15 protein-coding genes are annotated in these 20,510 nt (G+C 72.2%); 4 read left to right on the top strand and 11 right to left on the bottom strand.

The window, feature by feature from the left end; all coding sequences use genetic code 11:
• Positions 1-32: 32 nt before the first annotated feature.
• The 6 genes from hisH to ACZ7LE_RS10355 form a co-directional block, all read right to left on the bottom strand.
• The gene (gene hisH, locus ACZ7LE_RS10380) at positions 33-677 is read right to left on the bottom strand and encodes an imidazole glycerol phosphate synthase subunit HisH (protein WP_470403178.1); all 645 of its coding nucleotides are present in this window, start codon (positions 675-677) and stop codon (positions 33-35) included.
• Between the two features lie 2 nt (positions 678-679).
• Positions 680-1,282, bottom strand: a complete 603-nt coding sequence (locus tag ACZ7LE_RS10375) for a hypothetical protein (protein WP_470403177.1) — start codon at positions 1,280-1,282, stop codon at positions 680-682.
• 5 nt (positions 1,283-1,287) lie between these two features.
• Positions 1,288-1,887 carry an imidazoleglycerol-phosphate dehydratase HisB gene (gene hisB / locus ACZ7LE_RS10370; RefSeq protein WP_470403176.1) on the bottom strand — a complete coding sequence of 200 codons (600 nt, stop codon included), beginning with the start codon at positions 1,885-1,887 and terminating at the stop codon, positions 1,288-1,290.
• Positions 1,884-3,077 (bottom strand): histidinol-phosphate transaminase, encoded by a 1,194-nt coding sequence (locus ACZ7LE_RS10365; RefSeq protein WP_470403300.1) that lies wholly within the window; start codon positions 3,075-3,077, stop codon positions 1,884-1,886. The genes hisB and ACZ7LE_RS10365 overlap by 4 nt, the downstream gene beginning before the upstream one ends.
• An 81-nt stretch (positions 3,078-3,158) precedes the next feature.
• Positions 3,159-5,684 carry a RecQ family ATP-dependent DNA helicase gene (locus ACZ7LE_RS10360; protein ID WP_470403175.1) on the bottom strand — a complete coding sequence of 842 codons (2,526 nt, stop codon included), beginning with the start codon at positions 5,682-5,684 and terminating at the stop codon, positions 3,159-3,161.
• Positions 5,685-5,751: 67 nt separating this feature from the next.
• The gene (locus ACZ7LE_RS10355; protein WP_470403174.1) at positions 5,752-6,642 is read right to left on the bottom strand and encodes a helix-turn-helix domain-containing protein; all 891 of its coding nucleotides are present in this window, start codon (positions 6,640-6,642) and stop codon (positions 5,752-5,754) included.
• 102 nt (positions 6,643-6,744) lie between these two features.
• Here ACZ7LE_RS10355 and ACZ7LE_RS10350 point away from each other — a divergent pair, with 102 nt between their 5' ends.
• On the top strand, positions 6,745-7,614 hold the full coding sequence (locus ACZ7LE_RS10350) for an oxidoreductase (protein ID WP_470403173.1): 870 nt from the start codon (positions 6,745-6,747) through the stop codon (positions 7,612-7,614).
• Positions 7,615-7,682: 68 nt separating this feature from the next.
• On the opposite strand, the gene ACZ7LE_RS10345 is transcribed toward ACZ7LE_RS10350, so the two are convergent.
• Complete coding sequence (locus ACZ7LE_RS10345) at positions 7,683-8,996, bottom strand: carbohydrate-binding protein (RefSeq protein ID WP_470403172.1); 1,314 nt, start codon at positions 8,994-8,996, stop codon at positions 7,683-7,685.
• A gap of 130 nt (positions 8,997-9,126) precedes the next feature.
• Here ACZ7LE_RS10345 and ACZ7LE_RS10340 point away from each other — a divergent pair, with 130 nt between their 5' ends.
• The gene (locus ACZ7LE_RS10340) at positions 9,127-9,531 is read left to right on the top strand and encodes a pyridoxamine 5'-phosphate oxidase family protein (RefSeq protein WP_470403171.1); all 405 of its coding nucleotides are present in this window, start codon (positions 9,127-9,129) and stop codon (positions 9,529-9,531) included.
• Positions 9,532-9,623: 92 nt separating this feature from the next.
• Here ACZ7LE_RS10340 and ACZ7LE_RS10335 read toward each other — a convergent pair whose 3' ends face one another.
• On the bottom strand, positions 9,624-9,866 hold the full coding sequence (locus tag ACZ7LE_RS10335) for an RNA-binding S4 domain-containing protein (protein WP_470403170.1): 243 nt from the start codon (positions 9,864-9,866) through the stop codon (positions 9,624-9,626).
• A gap of 36 nt (positions 9,867-9,902) precedes the next feature.
• On the opposite strand from ACZ7LE_RS10335, the gene hisD reads away from it, so the two are divergent.
• Positions 9,903-11,228 (top strand): histidinol dehydrogenase, encoded by a 1,326-nt coding sequence (gene hisD / locus ACZ7LE_RS10330; protein ID WP_470403169.1) that lies wholly within the window; start codon positions 9,903-9,905, stop codon positions 11,226-11,228.
• A gap of 85 nt (positions 11,229-11,313) precedes the next feature.
• On the opposite strand, the gene ACZ7LE_RS10325 is transcribed toward hisD, so the two are convergent.
• Positions 11,314-11,766, bottom strand: coding sequence for a cupin domain-containing protein (locus ACZ7LE_RS10325; protein ID WP_470403168.1), 453 nt, complete (start codon positions 11,764-11,766; stop codon positions 11,314-11,316).
• Positions 11,767-11,936: 170 nt separating this feature from the next.
• On the opposite strand from ACZ7LE_RS10325, the gene ACZ7LE_RS10320 reads away from it, so the two are divergent.
• Positions 11,937-16,358, top strand: a complete 4,422-nt coding sequence (locus ACZ7LE_RS10320) for a S8 family serine peptidase (RefSeq protein WP_470403167.1) — start codon at positions 11,937-11,939, stop codon at positions 16,356-16,358.
• Between the two features lie 73 nt (positions 16,359-16,431).
• Here ACZ7LE_RS10320 and ACZ7LE_RS10315 read toward each other — a convergent pair whose 3' ends face one another.
• On the bottom strand, positions 16,432-16,956 hold the full coding sequence (locus ACZ7LE_RS10315; protein WP_470403166.1) for an NUDIX hydrolase: 525 nt from the start codon (positions 16,954-16,956) through the stop codon (positions 16,432-16,434).
• A complete protein-coding gene (gene dnaE / locus ACZ7LE_RS10310; RefSeq protein ID WP_470403165.1) occupies positions 16,953-20,501 on the bottom strand; it encodes a DNA polymerase III subunit alpha in 3,549 nt (1,182 codons plus the stop codon). The genes ACZ7LE_RS10315 and dnaE overlap by 4 nt, the downstream gene beginning before the upstream one ends.
• Positions 20,502-20,510 lie beyond the last annotated feature (9 nt).

Below are 20,510 nucleotides of genomic sequence, written 5' to 3'. Positions count from 1 at the left end.
CGTCTGCGCGACAAATACCCAGCACTCAACGGTCAAGAAAGGGTGCGGAGCCAGTTCTCCAGGAGCTGGGCCCCCGCGTCGCCGGACTTCTCGGGGTGGAACTGGGTCGCCGCCAGGGGGCCGTCCTCGACCGCCGCGACGAACCGGCCGCCGTGGTCGGCCCAGGTGACCTTCGGGGGCGTGAACCGGCCCACCGCGTTCTCGTCGTACCCCTTGGTGAACGTCTGGGCGGCGTACGAGTGCACGAAGTAGAAGCGCTCGTCGGCGATCCCGGCGAAGAGGGCCGAGCCCTCCGGCGCCTCGACCGGCGACCAGCCCATGTGGGGCACCACGTCGGCGTGCAGCCGCTCGACGACGCCGGGCCACTCGCCGATGCCGTCGGTGCGCTCACCGTGCTCCACCCCGGCGTCGAACATGACCTGCATGCCCACGCAGATGCCCAGGACGGGGCGGTTGCCGGCCAGCCGGCGGCCCACGACCTCGTGGCCGCGCACCGCCGTCAGGCCTGCCATGCAGGCGGCGAAGGCGCCGACGCCGGGCACGACGAGGCCGTCCGCGTCCTGCGCGAGGGCCCGGTCAGCGGTCAGGGTCACGTCGGCACCCACCCGCTCCAGGGCCCGGACGGCGGACCGGACGTTGCCGAAGCCGTAGTCGAGGACGACGACGCGCGCACCCACGGTCAGATCCCGTCCTTGCTGTCCGGGCCGGTCTCGCCCTTGCCCATGCTCCTGCGGGCCTTGCGCGCGGCGGAGGTCAGCATCCGCATCGCCTTGAACTTGCTGATCGAGTCCGAGCCGACGACGCCCTCGATGTCCCCGACAGCGGTAGCGCCGGTCAGCAGGTCGACGACGTTCTCGGGCGCGCCGCCCAGCACGAGGCCCGGCGCGAGCTCGTCGCCACGGACGCCGTCGGCGAACCGGACCGCCGTCATCTGCTCGCCCGTGCGGGTGACCAGGACGAGCGGGACACCCCGCACGAGCTGGGAGATCGCCGCGGCGGCCCGCTCGGGCGCGTCGCCCGACCGGTCCCGCAGCACGCCGACCGCACCGACCGAGGTCGGCACCGCGTCCAGGTCGAGCTGGGCGAGAGAGCTGGCCGCAGCGAGCGGCTCGGCGCCGGCGATCTGGGTGATGATCGCGGCGAACTCGGGCTCCCCCGTGCCGGTCAGGGAGGACAGGTCGTCGGGGATCTCGAGGTTGTCGAGGTCAAAGTCGGGCAGGTCGTCGCCGGCCGGCGTGCTGCTGTCGGACCCGTCGTTCGCGGGCCTGGGGCTGTCGGACATGGCTGCTAGAGCGCACCCTTCGTGGACGGGATGCCGTCGACCCGGGGGTCGAGGGCCACGGCGGCGCGTAGCGCACGCGCCAGCGCCTTGAACTGAGCTTCGACGATGTGGTGGGGGTCGCGTCCGGACAGCACCCGCACGTGCAGGCAGATGCCCGCGTGGTGCGCGATGGACTCCAGCACGTGCCGCGTCAGCGACCCCGTGAAGTGACCGCCGATGAGGTGGTACTCCTGGCCCGCGGGCTCGCCCTCGTGCACCAGGTACGGCCGGCCCGAGACGTCCACGACCGCCTGCGCGAGCGCCTCGTCGAGCGGCACGAGCGCGTCGCCGAACCGGGAGATGCCGGCCTTGTCGCCGAGCGCCAGGCGCAGCGCTTCGCCGATGCTGATCGCGACGTCCTCGACCGTGTGGTGGGCGTCGATGTGGGTGTCGCCGGTCGCCTGCACGGTGAGGTCGATCAGCGAGTGCTTGCCGAGCGCCGTGAGCATGTGGTCGTAGAACGGCACGCTCGTGCTGATCTCGGTGCGGCCGGTGCCATCGAGGTCGAGCTCGACCAGCACCTTCGACTCGGACGTGGCGCGCTCCACGCGGGCTGTCCTGCTCATGCCTGTTCCTCCCCCTGCTCCCGCAGTACCTCGGTGAGCGCCGCGCGGAACGCGGCCATCTCGGCGGACGTGCCGATGGAGACCCGCAGCCAGCCGTCCGGGCCGGTCTCGCGGATCAGGACCCCGCGGTCCAGCAGACCCTGCCACACGGCGTGCCGGTCGTTGAACGTGCCGAACAGCACGAAGTTGGCGTCGGTGTCCGCGACGTCGAACGGGAGACCGTCGGGGAGCCGCTGCTCGCGCAGCCAGGCGACCGTGGCGTCCCGCTCGGCGCGCAGCGTGGCGACCTGCGCCATGAGCGACTCGCGGTGGCGCAGCGCGGCGCCGGCCGCAGCCTGGGTGATCGCGCTCAGGTGGTACGGCAGGCGCACGATCCGCAGGGCGTTCACGAAGTCGGGCGACGCGACCAGGTAGCCGAGCCGCGCACCGGCCGCGGCGAACGCCTTGGACATGGTGCGCGAGACGGCCAGGTTCGGGTACCGCTCCAGCAGCGCGACCGCCGACGGCGTGCCGGGGCGCCGGAACTCCGCGTACGCCTCGTCGACCACGACGACCGGGCGCGCGCCGTCGAGGTCGACGCCGAGCGCCGCCTCGCAGACCGCCTCGACGGTGGCCGTCGGCAGCGCCGTGCCGGTCGGGTTGTTCGGGCTGGCCAGCAGGATCACCGACGGGCGGACCTCGCGGATCGTCGCGGCGGCGCGCTCCGGGTCGAGCGTGAAGTCGTCCTCGCGGCGGCCGACCACCCAGGTGGTGTGCGTGTCCCGCGCGTACTCGGGGTACATCGAGTAGGTGGGGGCGAACGACAGGGCGGTGCGGCCCGGGCCGCCGAAGGCCTGCAGCACGTGCAGCATGACCTCGTTGGACCCGTTCGCGGCCCAGATGTCGCAGTGGTCGAGGCGCACCCCCGTCTCCAGGGTGAGGTAGTCCGCCAGGTCCTGGCGCAGGACCGTGGCGTCCCGGTCCGGGTAGCGGTTCATGCCGCGGGCGGCGCGGGCCACGTCCTCGGCGATGGTCGCGACCACGTCCTCGCTGGGCGGGTACGGGTTCTCGTTGACGTTCAGCAGCACCGGGACGTCGAGCTGCGGCGCGCCGTACGGCTCCTCGTCCGCCAGCTCCGGGCGCAGAGGCAGCCGCACCGCGGACGCCGTGGCGCTGTCTTCCGCGCCGTGCTGGTCGACGGTGTTGGTCATCACCGCACCATTCTACGAACCGCGCGGCGCGGACCCGGCACCCGTCCGCCCACCGGGCGGGTGGCGATGGTCACCCGCGGGTCACCGCACGCCCAGCACGAACGGGTACACCGCTGCCGCGCCGGCCTGGCGCAGCAGCCGGGACGCGACCGTGAGGGTCCAGCCCGAGTCGGTGTAGTCGTCCACGAGCAGCACGGACCGGCCCGGCAGACCCCGCAGCGCGCCCTCGCCGAGCTGGAGCTGCAGGCGCCGGGCCACACCGGCGAGCCGCATCGCGGAGTTCACGTCGTGCCGGCCGGGCTCCTCCTGCCCCGCGACCGGGCCGACCGCACCGATCATCGGCACGCCCAGGTACTTGGCCAACCCCGTGGCCAGGTGGAAGGAGAGCTGGGGCCGGCGGATCGAGCGGACCGCCACGACCGCCTCGATCACGAGCGGGCCGGGCTCGGCCCCGCCCGGGACGTCGCCGCCGCCGGCTCCCTCACCCGCCGCCGCGCCGTCCTCCACCGTCGGGCGCAGCGCGGGCCACTCGTCCAGCACCCGAGCCGCCGCCCGGCGCAGCGGCACAGGCAGCTCGCCGTCGTTCGCGTTCGGGGCGAGCAGGTCGCGCAGCGGTCCGGACCAGCCGAGGCCGTCGAGCCGCGCGACGGCCCGGCCCGGCTCGGCGAGCTCGGCGGGCGGGATCTTGCCCTTGAGGTCCAGGCCGATCGAGGCCAGGCCCGTGGGCCACATCTTGCGGGGCTCGACCTCCATGCCCGGCCGGTCCATCTCGGCCCGCGCGGCGGCGACGGCCTCGGCGTCGGGCGCCTCGGGCAGGGCCATGGTGCCGCAGCGGTCGCAGCGACCACACTCCCAGCCCGGGGTCAGGTCGGGGTCGTCGAGCTGGGCGCGCAGGTAGGCCATGCGGCAGCCCGGGGTGTTCACGTAGTCGACCATCGCCTGCTGCTCGGCGGCGCGGGTGGCGGCGACGCGCGCGTACCGCTCGGCGTCGTACGACCAGGGCTGCCCGGTGGCCTCCCAGCCGCCCTTCACGCGCCGGACGGCGCCGTCGACGTCCAGCACCTTCAGCATGGTCTCCAGGCGCGAGCGACGCAGGTCCACCTGCGTCTCCAGCACGGCCGTGGACATGGTGCCGCCGCCGGCCAGGGCATCGAGCGTGGCCCGCACCTGCCCCTCGGCGGGGAACGCCTGCTCACCGAACCACTCCCAGATCGCCTTGTCCTCGGTGCCGGGCAGCAGCACCACCAGCGCCTGGTCGACACCGCGGCCCGCGCGACCCACCTGCTGGTAGTACGCGATGGGCGACGACGGCGCGCCCAGGTGCACCACGAACGCCAGGTCCGGCTTGTCGAAGCCCATGCCCAGGGCGGACGTCGCGACGAGCGCCTTGACGTCGTCGTTCTTGAGGTCGGCCTCGAGCTGCTCGCGCTGCGCCGGCTCGGTGCGGCCGGTGTACGCGGCCACCGCCAGGCCGTAGCCGCGCAGCTGCTCGGCCACCTGCTCCGCGGCCGAGACCGTGAGGCAGTAGACGATGCCCGACCCCTCGATGTCCTGGAGCGCCTCGGCCAGCCAGGCCACGCGGGTGGGCTGGTCGCCGAGCTCAAGGACCGCCAGGTGCAGCGACTCCCGGTCGAGCCCGCCGCGGAGCACCAGCACGTCCTCGCCGGCGTCCGCGTCGCCGTGCACGGCGAGCTGCTCGGCCACGTCGGCCGTGACGCGCTCGTTGGCTGTCGCCGTGGTGGCCAGCACCGGGATGCCCGCGGGCAGGTCGGCCAGGAGCGTGCGGATCCGCCGGTAGTCGGGACGGAAGTCGTGGCCCCAGTCCGAGATGCAGTGCGCCTCGTCGATGACCACCAGGCCGGCGTCGGCCGCCAGGCGCGGCAGCACCTCGTCGCGGAAACCCGGGTTGTTCAGGCGCTCCGGCGAGCACAGCAGCACGTCGACCTCGCCGCGCGCGATCGACTCGTGCACCTCGTCCCACTCGGTCATGTTGGCCGAGTTGATCGTCACGGCCCGGATGCCCGCACGCGAGGCGGCGGCGATCTGGTCGCGCATGAGCGCCAGCAGCGGCGAGACGATCACCGTGGGGCCGGCGCCCCGGGCCCGCAGCAGGCGGGTCGCCACGAAGTACACGGCCGACTTGCCCCACCCGGTGCGCTGCACCACGAGCGCCCGACGGTGGAACGCCGCGAGCGCCTCGATCGCCGTCCACTGGTCGTCCCGCAGCCGTGCGTCGTCGCGGCCGACCAGCTCCCGCAGCGCGGCCTCGGCCTCCTCGCGGAGCGAGGCGCCGGGCGTCGCGGCCGGGATCGCGCGGACCTCCGGGGCGACTTCCTCGGCCTCGGCCCCGGCACTGCCCTCGGGCACGTCCGGCGCCTCCGCACCCGGCTCGTCCGCCTCGGCCGGCGGCCACCGGCGCACGGGCGCCGCGGCCGCCACGCCGCCGTCGGGCAGCAGGCCCCGCAGCATCTGCAGCTTGGCCGCCTGCGCCTCGGGCGTGTTGCGCGCCGACGGGGGCAGCCCCGGGTCACCGACGTCGATCAGGTGGGCGTCGTCCGGCGGCTCCTCCATGGCGAAGGGCAGGTCTGCGAAGGGGTCCTTGGTCACGTCATCGATCCTAGGAGCAGCCACCGACACCGCGAGCCGGTTATCCACAGCCGACGCGCTTGGCACACTATTCGCCGGAGGTTCCCGACGACGTCCCGGCGCGCGCCGCCGCCGCGTCGTCGGGCCCACCGGCCGGAGCCACCGACGCCGCGAGCGACGCGAGCAGCGCCAGCCGCTCCCCGCTCGGCGAGTCGGGGGCGGCGTGCAGCAGGACGACCATCTGCCGGTCGGTGCCCATGATGGCGAGCTTCTCCATGTCGAGCTCCAGCTCGCCGACCTGCGGGTGCAGCATGTGGGTCACATGCGGCCGTCCGAGGTTCACGTCGTGCCGCGCCCAGAGGGTACGGAACCGCTCCGAGGCGAGCGAGAGCTCCCCGACGAGCCGTTCGGCGCGCTCGTCGTCCGTGTCCGTGCCGACCGCCTCGCGGAACCGGGCGACGATCTGGGGCGCCACGTCGGGCCAGTCCGGGTGCATCGCCTGCTCGGCCGGGTCGAGGAACAGGTCGCGGAGCCGGTTACGCCCCACCCGCAGGGTCGGCGACAGCGCCTGCGCCAGGTCGTTGACCGCGAGCACGTCGAAGTAGCGCCCCTCGACGTACCCCGGGATGCCCACCCGCTCCAGGAGCCGCAGCGTCCCGGCGGGCACCACCTCGCGGCGCGGCCGACGACGCCGCCTCCGCGGCGCGGGCGCCGCCAGGTCGAGCAGGTGCCGCGTGGCCGGCTCGTCCAGGAGCAGCACGCGGGCCAGCGACTCCAGCACCTGCGCCGACGGGTTGCGGTCACGGCCCTGCTCCAGCCGCAGGTAGTAGTCGGCGCTGATGCCCGCGAGCAGCGCCACCTCCTCGCGGCGCAGGCCCGGCACGCGCCGCACGCCGCCCTCCGGCAGCCCGACATCGGCGGGCCGCACCAGCTCGCGGCGCGCCCGCAGGTACTCGCTCAGCTGGGTCTCCCTGCTCATGCCCACCACGGTAGGCCGGGCGGCACGCGCGTGCCTGGTCCCCGTACTCCCAGGATCGCCCGGGCACTGCCTGTCCGCGCCGGGCCGCCGCACCGTGGAGCCATGACCACACAGACGCTCCCCGGCGGCACCTTCACGCTCGCCGACCACCTGACCCTCAACCGCGTCGGCTACGGCGCCATGCAGCTCGCCGGCCCCGGTGTCTTCGGCCCGCCCGCCGACCGCGCGGCGGCCGTCGCCGTCCTGCGCGAGGCCGTCGCGCTCGGCGTCAACCACATCGACACCGCCGACTTCTACGGCCCGTACGTCACCAACGAGATCATCCGCGAGGCCCTGCACCCCTACGCCGCGGACCTGCACATCGTCACCAAGGTGGGGGCGGTGCGCGACGCCGAGGGGCACTGGGTGCTGGACCGCGAGCCCGGCCAGCTCCGGCGCCAGGTGGAGCAGAACCTGGAGCACCTCGGCCTGGACCGCCTCGACGTGGTGAACCTGCGCGTCGGCGGGCTGGAGTCCCCGGAGCCGGGCTCGCTCGCCCCGCAGTTCACCGAGCTGGCACGGATGCGCGACGAGGGCCTGATCAGTCACCTGGGGGTCAGCACCGTCACGGCGGAGCAGGTCGCCGAGGCGCAGTCGATCGCGCCGGTCGTGGGCGTGCAGAACATGTACAACATCGCCAACCGGCACGACGACGCGCTGATCGACTCGCTGGCCGAGCAGGGCATCGCCTACGTGCCGTACTTCCCGCTCGGCGGCTTCTCTCCGCTGCAGTCGGCGGAGCTGAACGCCGTGGCGGCCCGGCTGGGCAGCACCCCGGCCGCCGTCGCGCAGGCCTGGCTCCTGCAGCGCTCGCCGAACATCCTGCTGATCCCGGGGACGTCGTCGGTGGCGCACCTGCGCGAGAACGTCGCGGCGGCGGGGCTCACACTGCCCGCCGACGAGGTCGCCGTGCTGGACGCGATCGGCGCCTGACACCCTCGCGGCGTCGGGCGGGCGGACCCCCGAGGTCCGCCCGCCCGGCGCCGTCGTCCCGACGGGCCCTACCGGCCCTGCAGGGCCTTGACGTTGTCGGCGAAGGTCCAGCCGCGCGACCCGTCCCAGTTGATGGACCAGGTCATGAGGCCCTTGAGCGCCCCGTTGTACGAGCCGTACGCCTGCGAGACCAGCGCGGGCGCCATGTACCCGCCGCCCGCGCCCTGCTGGGCGGGCAGCCCAGGCACCTGCTTCTCGTACGGCACGCGGATCGTGGTGCCCTGGATGACGAGGCCGTCGTCCAGGCAGTCGGTCTGGGCCTGGAAACCGGCCACGGTCCCGGCCGCGTACGAGTTGCCGGAGCAGTCGTACATCGAGCCGTTGTAGTACTGCATGTTGAGCCACCAGAGGCGGCCGTTGTCCGCGTACTTCTTGATGATCGGCAGGTAGGAGCCCCAGATCGAGCCGTAGGTGACGCTGCCGCCGGTCACGTACGCGGTCTCGGGCGCCATCGTCAGGCCGAAGCCGGCCGGCATCCCGGCGAGCACCCCGTCGATGATCCGGATCAGGTTGGCCTGCGACGTCGAGAGCTGCGTGATGGAGCCGCTGCCCGTCAGGCCCGTCTCGATGTCGATGTCGATGCCGTCGAAGTTGTACTCCCGCAGGATCGGCACGATGGTGGCGACGAACCGGTCCGCCACGGCCTGCGAGGACAGGTCGATCCCGGCCGTCGCGCCGCCGATCGACATGAGGATGGTCAGTCCGGCCTCCTTGGCGGCGCACATCTCCTCGGGGCTGGGCACCTGGACGCCGGAGTCCATGCCGTCCTCCCACAGCACCGTGCCGTCGGAGCGGATCACCGGGAACGCCAGGGTGGCCACGTTGTAGCCGTGCTGCGTGATGCGCGCGTCGGTGACCGGGATCCAGCCGAGGCCGGGGTGCACGCCGTTGCTCGCGCCGTCCCAGTTCTCCCAGTAGCCCTGCAGCACCTTGCCCGACGGGCGCGGACGCTGGCTGCAGTCCGTCGGCGTGGGCTCGGGGTCGGGCGTCGGGTTGGTGGGGTCGGGCGTGGGATCGGTCGGGTCGGGGTCGGGCTGCGTGGCGCACGCGCCGTCGTCCGACCAGAGGCTGGGCGTGGTGTCCGGGCTCCAGCCCGCGCCCACGTACGCGGTGTGCGCCACGAGGGCCGTGTAGGCCCGGCCGCGGTGCGTCACGTGCGCACCGGCGGCGTAGGAGCTGCCCTCCGCCCAGGCGGACGCCGCGCAGTCGGCGGCCGCGGCCTGGGCCACCGGCCCGGCCTGCGCGACGACGACCGGTACCGCCAGTCCGGACACCAGCAGAGCGGCGATCCCCGCCGCCAGGAACGATGTACGCCGTCTCATGGCACTCCCTAGGGCCGTGGTATTTGTCAGGAACGCTAGCCAAATACCGGACCTCCGGGAATACGGGGAACCCACACCCCGACCACACGCCGACGCCGGGCACTCACCCGCCCCGACCTAGACTCGCGGCGTGATCCGACTCAACCCCGAGCAGCTCGTCTTCGTCACCGAGCGCCACCTCGCGACCCTCACCACCCTGCGCCCCGACGGGACGCCGCACGTGGTCCCGGTGGCCTTCACCTGGGACGCCGACGCCGGGGTCGCGCGCATCACCACCAACCGCGCGTCCTTCAAGGCGCGCCACTCGGCCCCAGGGCCCGACGGCGGGGCGCCCCGCGCCGCCCTGTGCCAGGTCTCCGGCGGCCGGTGGATCACGCTGGAGGGCACGATCGCCGTCAGCGAGGACGAGGCCGAGATCGCCGACGCCGTCGCCCGCTACGCACGCCGCTACCGCGAGCTGGGACCGAACCCGGACCGGATCGTGCTGCGCGTGACCGTCGACAAGGTGATGGCGTCGACGTACATGGCGTCCTGACGCTCAGCTCTACCTTCTGTCGGCCGAGCCTGCGGTTCCGCTCCGGGCGCGTGCCTCGTTCCTCGGCCCGCACCCTGCGCTGCACCTCCGGTTCAGCCGACCTGGGCCGACTCCTCGCCGGCAGGCATCAGCACGCTGACGCGGTCGCCGCGCACGAGCTGGCGGCCGCGGCGCGTCTCGACCTCGCCGTTGACCCGCACCTCGCCGTCGGCGATCAGGTCGCGGGCCTGCGCGCCGTCCTCGGCGAGGTCGGCGAGCTTCAGGAACTGGCCGAGGCGGATGACCTCGTCGCGGATCGGGACCTCAGGGACGTTCGACTCAGAGTTGGACACCACAGCATTGTCTCCCGCCCGCCGCCATAGACTGGCCGGGTGATCCAACGTATCGACCTGCGCGGCCGGTCCCTGGGCCGCCGCGCCCTCCTCGACGTCCTTCCCCGTGCCGAGGTCGGAGTGGACGAGGCCATCCATGCGGTCGAGCCGCTGCTGCGCCAGGTCCGCGAGGGCGGCGCCGCCGCCCTGCGCGAGATCGCGCTGCGGTTCGACGGGATCGCACCCGAGCACCTGCGGGTTCCCGCGAGCGCCCTGACCGACGCGCTCGACAGCCTGACGCCGCTGGTCCGCGCCGGCCTGGAAGAGGCGATCCGCCGCGTGCGCCGGGTGCACGCCGAACAGCTCCCGGCCAACCACGTCACCGAGCTCGCGCCGGGCGCCGTCGTGCGCCAGCGCTGGATCCCGGTCCAGCGGGTCGGCCTGTACGCGCCGGGCGGGCTCGCGGTCTACCCGTCGTCCGTGGTGATGAACGTGGTCGCGGCCCAGGAGGCGGGCGTGCCCGGCCTCGCGGTGGCGTCCCCGCCGCAGAAGGACAACGGCGGCCTGCCGCACCCGACCATCCTGGCGGCGTGCGCCCTGCTGGGGGTCGACGAGGTCTACGCCGTGGGCGGTGCGCAGGCCGTGGCGATGTTCGCCTACGGCGCCGCGGGCAGCGCGGAGCAGGACGGCGAGACCCTGTGCGAGCCCGTCGACGTCATCACCGGCCCGGGCAACGTGTACGTCGCGGCGGCCAAGCGCCTGGTGCGCGGCGTCGTGGGCATCGACTCCGAGGCGGGGCCCACCGAGATCGCCGTCCTCGCCGACGCCACGGCTGACGCCGGGCACGTGGCCCTCGACCTGATCAGCCAGGCCGAGCACGACCCGATGGCAGCGTCCGTGCTGGTCACCGACTCGGTGGAGCTCGCCGCCGCGGTCGAGGCCAGGGTGGTTGACCTCGCGTCGGCCACCAAGCACTCCACCCGCGTGGCGCGCGCCCTGGACGGCCCGCAGTCCGCGATCGTCCTGGTGGACGACGTCGAGGCCGGGCTCGCCGTCGTGAACGCGTACGGCGCGGAGCACCTGGAGATCCAGACGGCCGACGCCGCCGCCGTGGCCGCGCGGGTGCACAGCGCCGGCGCGATCTTCGTGGGCCCGTGGTCGCCGGTGTCGCTCGGCGACTACATGGCCGGGTCCAACCACGTGCTGCCGACGGGCGGCACCGCGCACTTCGCGAGCGGCCTGGGCGTGCACGCCTTCCTCAAGTCGGTGCAGCAGATCGAGTACACGCGCGACGCGCTCGAGGAGCTCGCCGACCGCATCGTGGCCGTGGCCAACGACGAGGACCTGCCCGCGCACGGCGAAGCGGTCCGGGGCCGGTTCCACTAGCAGCTCTGCCCTTTGAGGCCCGGGTTTCTTCGCTTTGGCGTGCGCCAAAGCGAAGAAACCCGGGCCTCAAAGGCGAGCAGCGAAATCAGGCCCCCGGCCGCGGCGCGCGCAGGTGTGCCCGCTCCGCCAGCTCCGACTCGGAGACCAGCTCCAGCATCGGCTTACCCGGGGCGCACATCATGGTCACCACGAACTCGGTGCGCGCGTCGTCCAGCGCGTTGCCGTCCTGGTAGTGGATGACGTCGCCGCCCGGCTCCCAGAACGTCCCGCCGGCCTCGACGACCCGCTCGGGCTCGCCCTCCAGCTCGAACCGGACCGCGCCCTGGATGACGTACCCGAAGGCCGGCCCGGAGTGCCGGTGCGGCGGGGTGCCCGGGTCGCCCGGCTCCCACTGGACGTGGATCGTCATCGCCGAGGCGCCCTCGGGGACGGTGATCGGCTTCGCGTCCTGCAGCATCGTGGCGGCTTTCATCCAGCTCGCCACCGGGCCGGAGTGCTCGCCCGCCCCGTGCAGGTGCTCCGCGTGGTTCTCAGTCATGGTGCTGCGCCTTTCGTCGTGGTCGTCTCGACGTCTCGACCGCGCACCCTCCTGATCTGTGACTGGGTGAATCCTGTACAGAAGCATTGACATGGCACCGGGCGGTAAGCGAGGAATGTCGCACACCTGCACGTTGCTCGTTCCATCGCTGCCGTACCGAGGGAGCCTCCATGTCATACAGGTCCAGAACGCCCCTGCTCGCCGTAGCCGCGGTCACGGCTCTCGCGGCGGCGTTCACGCCCGCGGCCGCCGCCGTGATACCCGCGGCGCCGCCGTCCACCGACAAGGTCGATCCCCGCGACCTCCTTGCCGAGGACCTGGTGCCGGCGGAGACCACGCCGCAGGCCGGGGTCGAGCGGGACGCCGGGATCCAGAAGTTCGCGCTCGGCCGCGGCAAGGCGGAGCGCACCTACCTCATCCGCCTGGCCGACGCCGCCGTGCCCACTTACACCGGTGGCGTCGAGGGCCTGGCCGCCACGGCGCCTCGCGCGGGCCGGACGCTCGACCCGTCGGCCACCCGGGTGCGCGAGTACACGGAGTTCCTGGAGGCGGAGCAGGACGACTTCGTCACCCGCATGGAGCGGAAGGTCGGCCACGACGTCGACGTGCCGTTCACGTACCAGTACGCCGCCAACGGCCTGTCCGCCGTCCTGACGCCGCAGGAGGCGGCGGAGGTCGCCAAGGACCCGGCCGTCGCGTACATCGCGCTCGACAAGGAGCACGAGCTGCACACGGACGCCGGTCCGGCCTGGAGCAACGCCGACGCCCTGTGGAACGCCGTCGAGGAGCTCGACCTGCCGGAGAACTACCAGGGCGAGGGTGTCGTGATCGGCACCATCGACACCGGCATCCACCCCTCCAGCCCCTCGTTCGCCGAGACCGGTGACGACGGCTACACGCACACCAACCCGCTCGGCGCGGGCAACTACCTGGGTGTCTGCGACCCGGCGAACACCGACCAGTACGACCCCGACTTCCCGTGCAACGGCAAGCTCATCGGCGCCTACGGGTTCCTGAGCGCCGCCGACCGCAGCGCCCTGGACGAGGACGGCCACGGTTCGCACACGGCCTCCACCTCGGGCGGCAACGTGGTCGACGACGTGACGCCGACGGCGCCGGAGGGCACGAACCCGCCGACGTTCGACGTCTCGGGCGTGGCCCCGCACGCCAACGTGATCAGCTACCGCGGCTGCTGCACCACCGCGGGCCTGACGGCGTCGATCGACCAGGCCATCGCTGACGGCGTCGACGTCATCAACTACTCGATCGGCTCCTCGTCGCCGTCGGACCTGTGGAACGACTTCGACGCGCTCGGCTTCCTCAACGCGCGCGCCGCGGGCATCTTCGTGGCCACCTCCAACGGCAACGACGGCCCCGGGTTCGCCACGACGGGCTCCCCCGCCGACGCACCGTGGCTCACGTCGGTCGGCGCCTCGACGCACAACCGGCACATGCTCAACACCCTGGGCGACCTGACCAGCAGCGCGGGTGACCTGGCGGACCTGAGGGGCAAGTCCCTGACCGGCCCGCTGCCCGCGACCGGGATCATCGACGCGGCCTCCGTGGGCGACCCGCAGTGCACCACGACCACGGGCCACGAGGCGGACTACGCCGACAAGATCGTGGTCTGCGCCCGTGGCGGCAACGGCCGCGTCGAGAAGTCGGCCAACGTCGCGGCGCAGGGCGCCACCGGCTTCGTGCTGACGAACGACGAGGTCAACGGCGGCTCCCTGCTCGGCGACGCGTTCGCCGTCCCGGGTGTGGCGATCAGCTTCGCCGACGGCGAGACCCTGCGCGACTGGCTCGCGGAGGGCTCGGACCACACCGGCACGATCGCCGGCACCACGTTCATCACGGACGACGCGCTGGGCGACACCATGTCCAGCTTCTCCTCGCGCGGCCCCAACCGGGCCGTCGACACGATCGTCCCGTCCATCACCGCACCCGGCGTCGACATCCTCGCCGCGTACGGCGTGGCCGACGGCGCGTACGACCACGTCGAGTACGGCATCATCTCGGGCACCTCGATGTCGAGCCCGCACGTGGCCGGCGCCGGCGCCCTGCTCACGCAGGCCCGGCCCGAGTGGACCCCGGCGCAGCAGCAGTCGGCCCTCATGACCACGGCGCGCACCACCGTCAAGGACTTCGACGGCTCGCCCGCCACCCCGTACGAGCAGGGCAGCGGCCACATGGACATCGGGGCGGCCGTGCAGGCTGCCCTGCTGTTCGACGAGACCGGCGCCAACTACCTGGCCGCCGACCCGGAACAGGGCGGCGACCCGAGCACGCTCAACCTGCCGTCCTTCGCCGACACCCAGTGCCTCGCCACCTGCTCCTGGGAGCGGACGGCGGTCGCGCCGCCGTCGGCCCCGGCGGACGTCACGTGGACGGCGTCCGCCGTCTCCGACGACGGGCTGTCGCTCTCCGTCGACCTGTCGGCGGAGACCGTCTCCCCCGGCGACTCGCTCGGCATCTCCGTCACGGCGGACGTCGACGGCGCCCCCGACGGCGAGACGCTGTTCGGGCGCATCACGCTCACCCCGAGCAACGAGGACGTCCCCGCGGTGACCCTGCCGGTCGCCGTCGTCCCGTCCGGCGCGATCCTGCCGAGCGAGATCGACGTGACCACGCGCCGGGACACCGGCTCCCAGGCCGTGACCGGCCTGAAGTCCATCGCGGTCAGCGACTTCACCGGCTCGGTGAAGGGTCTCGTCGAGGCCGACCTGCACGAGGGTTCGCTCAGCCAGGACCCGACCAACGCCGACGCGTTCGACGACCTGAGCCAGGTCGAGGTCACCACGCTGGAGGTGCCCGACGGCGCCGCGCGGCTCGTGGCCGAGATCACCGCGGCCGAGGCGCCGGACCTCGACATGTTCGTCGGCACCGGGGACACGCCGAGCCCGGCGACCCAGGTGTGCGCCTCCACGACGTCGTCCGCCGCCGAGGCGTGCGACATCCCCGACCCGGAGGCCGGGACGTGGTGGGTGCTGGTCCAGAACTGGACCGGCACCGGCGACCAGCCGGACGCGCACACGCTGGCGACCGCCGTCGTCCCGACCGAGGACCTCGGCAACGCCGGAGTGGCCGGGCCCGACGGCGAGGTGCCGGTGGGCGAGCCGTACGACGTGCGGCTGCACTGGAACCTGCCCACGGCCGCCGCGGGCGACCTGTTCTTCGGCACCGCGGTGCTCGGCACGTCGCCCGACAGCCCGGGTGACATCGGCGAGATCCCGGTCCGTATCTCCCGGGTGGCCGACGACGTGACCAAGACGGCCTCGGTCGAGGCCGCCGGGATCGGCGACACCATCGGGTACGACATCACCGTCCAGCCGAACGTGACGCCCGAGGACCTCAGCTACACGGTCACCGACACGGTGCCGGACGGGCTGAGCATCGACGAGGCGTCGGTGACCGGCGACGGCGTCGTCGACGGGCAGACGATCACGTGGGAGGTCGACCTGCCCACCCAGGTGGGCGCGGTGGGCGCCTATGAGGCGTCCACGCCGGCGGACGACCCGCAGTGTGCGGCGTGGGCGGGGTTCCTCGATCTGGCCACCGTCAACAACGGCGAAGGCATCCCGTTCAGCTCGCTCGACGGCGACACCGTCGCCGTGAACACGTTCGCCGAGATCGGCCCGTTCTCGCACTACGACCAGCAGTCGCCGGGCCTCATCGTCTCCGACGACGGCCTGATCACGATCGCGGGCGGATACGGAGGGAGCCCCTGGGAGCCGCAGGAACTGCCGAGCACGGCCGCACCGAGTGGTGTCATCGCGCCCCTCTGGTCGGACCTGTCGCTGTCGGTGGCGAACAACCGCGGCGTCCGGCTGGCGACCACCCCGGACGGCGAGGCCGCGGTGGCCCAGTGGGACGACCCGTTCCCGTACGGCGCGGATCCGGCCGACCTGTCCAACTCCGTCGGTACGTTCCAGGCCTGGATCTACAAGTCCGTGTCGGACGACCGGCCTGAGATCACGTTCGAGTACGGCGAGGTCGGCGATCTTCCCGACCTGACCACGATCGGGATCGAGAACCTCGCGGGCACGCTCGGCACCGCCGTCGTGAACGCGGGCGACCCGTCGTCGGCTCTGACCGAGGGTGGCTCGATCTGCCTCGACTACGTGGCGCCGGATCTCGACCCGGTCGCCCTGTCGTACGAGGTCACGGTGGCCCCGGACGCCGTCACGGGCACGTACACCAACTCCGCCGAGCACGTCACCGACAACCCGTTCGACGAGCCGGCCGTGACCTCGGTCGACGTCGACGTGACGGGTGTGCCGGACATCCCGGCCTGGGACCGCAAGGCGATCTACACCGCTGGTGACGAGGTCCTCTACGACGGCTCCGTGTGGGTCGCGCAGTGGTGGACCAAGGGCCAGAAGCCGGGCGCCACGCCGTGGGGCCCGTGGGCCGAGGTCGGGGCCGACGTCGTCTGCGGCGACGAGACGTACCAGGCCTGGACCGACTCGTGGATCTACACGGGCGGCGAGACCGTCGAGCACGAGGGCAAGCTCTGGCGGGCCAAGTACTGGACCCGCAACCAGGAGCCGGGCATCCCGTGGGGCCCCTGGCAGAAGGTGGGCACCTGCTGACGTAGCCCACCCGTGATGTGTCAGGCGCTCAGGTCACCCCGGTGACCTGAGCGTCTGACATGTGGGGCGAGGCTCAAAAGCCGAACGTCATGAGTCGTGGCATCTCGGTGCCGTGGCGGCCCGCGTCGTGGACCGCACGCAGCACCGCGAGCTCGTGCGGCACGACCGGGTCCGGCAGCCCCACGAACGGGAACCACGCCAGGTCGGCGGCCTTGTCGGGCTCCTGGATCGACGGCGTCCCGGTCCAGCGGGTCACCTCGAACATGAAGTCGACCCGCTGCTCGATTGCGGGCCCGCCCGGCTCGCCGCGGTGCAGCACGGTGAGCGGCCGGACATCCTCGGGCGCGACCTCGACACCGAGCTCCTCACGAGCCTCGCGGACGGCGGTCTCGACGACCGACTCGCCCTCCTCGACGTGGCCGGCGGCCGCGCAGGCCCAGTGGCCGTCGCGGTAGCCGGTGCCCTGCCGGAGCTGGAGCAGCACCTGGCCCTCGCGCCGGAAGTAGAGGTAGGCCGCCGGTACGAGCGTGAACCGCTCGTGGTCACGCTCGTCGTAGCGGTCGGTCTCGGCCGGCGCTGCGCCGGGAGCCTCGGTCACGACAGGCAGCCCTGGCCGAGCAGCGCCTTGAGGTCACCGAACAGCGCGGGCGACTTCTCCACCCGCAGGGTGTCGGCGGCGCGCACGATGGTCCTCTTGCCCGGCTCCGCTACCGCGATGTGCACCTCGGCCGATCCGGGGTGGGTGGCCAGCACCTCGCGCAGCCGCACGATGACGGGCTCGACCGCACGGGTGTGCGGCACGGTCACGGCGAGCGGCGAGTCGGACCCCGCCGTGATGTCGGGCAGAGCCACCTCCATGGCCTGCAGCGACATCGACTCGTCACGGCGCCGGACCTTGCCGCGCAGCACCACGACCTGGTCCTCGGCGAGCATCGTCGAGTACGCCAGGTAGGTCTCGCCGAAGAACATGACCTCGACGGCGCCCTCCAGGTCCTCGACCGTCACCGCGGCCCAGGGGTTGCCGTTCTTGCTCATCTTGCGCTGCACCGAGGTAAGGAGGCCGGCCACGGTCACCACCGAGTTGTCCGGCCGGTGCTCGTCGGCGAGCAGCGACGCGATCGAGGTGTCGGCGGACCGCTGCAGCACGTGCTCCAGCCCGGACAGCGGGTGGTCGCTCACGTACAGGCCGAGCATCTCGCGCTCGAACTGGAGCTTCTGCTTCTTCTCCCAGTCCGGCAGGTCCGGCACGTCGACGGAGAAGCCCATGCCCTCGTCGTCGCCCCCGCCGCCGAAGTCGGCGAAGAGGTCGAACTGGCCCTCGGCCTCCTTGCGCTTCACGCCGATCACGGAGTCGACGGCCTGCTCGTGGATCACGAGCAGCGAGCGCCGCGTGTGGCCGAGGGAGTCGAACGCGCCGGCCTTGATGAGCGACTCGATGGTGCGCTTGTTGCAGACGGGCGCCGGGACCTTGTCCAGGAAGTCCTGGAAGGACGTGTAGGTGCCCTTCTCCTCGCGCGCCTCGACGATCGCGTCCACGACGTTGCGGCCGACGTTCCGCACGCCGGTGAGCCCGAAGCGGATGTCGCCGCCGACGGCCGTGAACTTGGCGGCGGAGTCGTTGACGTCCGGCGGGAGCACCGTGATGCCCATGCGACGGCACTCGTTGAGGTAGAGCGCCATCTTGTCCTTGTTGTCACCCACCGACTGCAGCAGGCCGGCCATGTACTCGGCTGGGTAGTTCGCCTTGAGGAACGCGGTCCAGTAGGCGACGAGGCCGTAGCCGGCGGAGTGCGCCTTGTTGAACGCGTAGCCGGCGAACGGGACCAGGGTGTCCCACACCGCCTTGATCGCGGCCGCGCTGTAGCCCTTGTCCTTGGCGCCCTTCTCGAAGTTGACGTACTCCTTGGCCAGCACCTCGGGCTTCTTCTTGCCCATGGCGCGGCGCAGCAGGTCGGCCTGGCCGAGCGAGTAGCCGGCCATGATCTGGGCGGCGCGCTGGACCTGCTCCTGGTAGACGATCAGGCCGTAGGTCTCGTCGAGGATCTCCGCGAAGTCCTTGACGACCTCCGAGTGGATCGCCTCGATCTGCTGCTGCCCGTTCTTGCGCATCGCGTAGTTGATGTGCGAGTTCATGCCCATCGGCCCGGGCCGGTACAGGGCGATGACGGCGGAGACGTCCTCGAAGTTGTCGGGCCGCATCTGACGCAGCAGGGCGCGCATGGCGCCGCCGTCGAGCTGGAACACGCCCAGCGTGTTGCCGCTGGCGAGCAGGTCGTAGGTGGGCTTGTCGTCGAGCGCCACCTTCTCGATGTCGATCGGGTCCTTGCCGTTCATCACGATGTTCTCGAGCGCGTCGTCGAGGATCGTGAGGTTGCGCAGACCCAGGAAGTCCATCTTGATCAGTCCGAGGCCCTCGGACGTCGGGTAGTCGAACTGCGTGATGATCGCGCCGTCCTGCGGGCGCTTCATGATCGGGATGATGTCGATCAGCGGGTCGCTCGACATGATGACGCCGGCCGCGTGCACGCCCCACTGGCGCTTCAGGCCCTCGATACCGCGCGCGAGCTCGACGACGCGCTGCGCCTCGGGGTCGGCCTCGTGCACCTGGCGGAACTCCGCCGCCTCCGAGTACCGCTTGTCCTTGGGGTCGAAGATGCCGCCGAGCGAGATGTCCTTGCCCATGACGGCGGGCGGCATGGCCTTGGTGAGCTTCTCGCCCATGGCGTACGGCATGCCGAGCAGCCGCGCGGAGTCCTTGAGGGCCTGCTTGGCCTTGATGGTGCCGTAGGTGACGATCTGGGCCACGCGGTCGTCGCCGTACTTCTCCGTCACATACCGGATGGCCTCACCGCGCCGGCGCTCGTCGAAGTCCACGTCGACGTCGGGCATGGAGACGCGCTCCGGGTTGAGGAAGCGCTCGAAGATGAGGCCGTGCTCCAGCGGGTCCAGCTCGGTGATGCCCATCAGGTAGGACACCATCGACCCGGCGGCCGAACCACGGCCCGGTCCCACGCGGATGCCCTGATCCTTGGACCAGTTGATGAAGTCGGCGACCACGAGGAAGTACCCCGGGAAGCCCATCTGGATGATGATCTCGACCTCGTAGTCGGCCCGCTTGCGCACCTCGTCCGAGTACCCGTTCGGGTACCGGCGGCGCAGGCCGGACTCGACCTCCTTGATGAACCAGGAGATCTCGTCCTCGCCGTCCGGCACGGGGAAGCGCGGCATGTAGTTGGCCGAGGTGTCGAACGAGACCTCGCACTGCTCGGCGATGAGCAGCGTGTTGTCGCACGCCTCGGGCAGCTCCTTGAAGACCTTGCGCATCTCGGCGGCGGACTTCACGTAGTAGCCCGAGCCGTCGAACTTGAAGCGGTTCGGGTCGTCCAGCGTGGAGCCGGAGTTGATCGCCAGCAGCGCCTCCTGGCTGGTCGAGTCCTCCTCGCGCACGTAGTGCAGGTCGTTCGTCGCGACGAGCTTGGCGCCGATCACCTTGGACAGCTCGAGGAGCTCCTTGGTCACCCGGGTCTCGATGTCGAGCCCGTGGTCCATCAGCTCGACGTAGTAGTTCTCCTTGCCGAAGATGTCCTGCAACTCGCCGGCCTGCCGGACCGCCTCGTCCCACTGCCCCAGCCGCAGCCGCGTCTGGATCTCGCCCGACGGGCAGCCGGTCGTCGCGATGAGCCCGTCGGAGTACTTCTCCAGCAGCTCCCGGTCCATGCGGGGCCACTTGCCCATCTGGCCCTCCAGGGAGGCCAGGGAGGACGCCCGGAACAGGTTGTGCATGCCGGTGTTGTTCTTGCTCAGCAGCGTCATGTGCGTGTACGCACCGCGCGCCGAGACGTCGTCCGACTCCTGGCCCGCCTCGCCGTAGCGCACGCGCGTCTGGTCGAACCGGCTGGTGCCCGGCGTGATGTACGCCTCGACGCCGATGATCGGCTTGATGCCCGCCTTCTGCGCCTGCGCCCAGAACTCGTGCGCGCCGAACAGGTACCCGTGGTCCGTCGTCGCGATGGCGTGCTGTCCCTGCCGCGCGACCTCCCCCATGAGGTCGCCGATTCTCGCCGCGCCGTCCAGCATCGAGAACTCGGTGTGGACGTGGAGGTGGACGAAGTCGTCGCTCTTCGAGGCGGTGGCGGTGGGCATGTCCAGATC

Source organism: Promicromonospora sp. NPDC110617, assembly GCF_055598465.1.
The sequence above is the reverse complement of the archived record's forward strand: the minus strand, read 5'-3'. Positions and strand labels throughout refer to the sequence as shown.

Coding starts and splice junctions, on each gene's coding strand:
- ACZ7LE_RS10375 (WP_470403177.1), bottom strand. CDS start 1,282: ATGTCCGACAGCCCCAGGCCCGCGAACGACGGGTCCGACAGCAGCACG.
- hisB (WP_470403176.1), bottom strand. CDS start 1,887: ATGAGCAGGACAGCCCGCGTGGAGCGCGCCACGTCCGAGTCGAAGGTG.
- ACZ7LE_RS10365 (WP_470403300.1), bottom strand. CDS start 3,077: ATGACCAACACCGTCGACCAGCACGGCGCGGAAGACAGCGCCACGGCG.
- ACZ7LE_RS10355 (WP_470403174.1), bottom strand. CDS start 6,642: ATGAGCAGGGAGACCCAGCTGAGCGAGTACCTGCGGGCGCGCCGCGAG.
- ACZ7LE_RS10350 (WP_470403173.1), top strand. CDS start 6,745: ATGACCACACAGACGCTCCCCGGCGGCACCTTCACGCTCGCCGACCAC.
- ACZ7LE_RS10345 (WP_470403172.1), bottom strand. CDS start 8,996: ATGAGACGGCGTACATCGTTCCTGGCGGCGGGGATCGCCGCTCTGCTG.
- ACZ7LE_RS10325 (WP_470403168.1), bottom strand. CDS start 11,766: ATGACTGAGAACCACGCGGAGCACCTGCACGGGGCGGGCGAGCACTCC.
- ACZ7LE_RS10320 (WP_470403167.1), top strand. CDS start 11,937: ATGTCATACAGGTCCAGAACGCCCCTGCTCGCCGTAGCCGCGGTCACG.
- dnaE (WP_470403165.1), bottom strand. CDS start 20,501: ATGCCCACCGCCACCGCCTCGAAGAGCGACGACTTCGTCCACCTCCAC.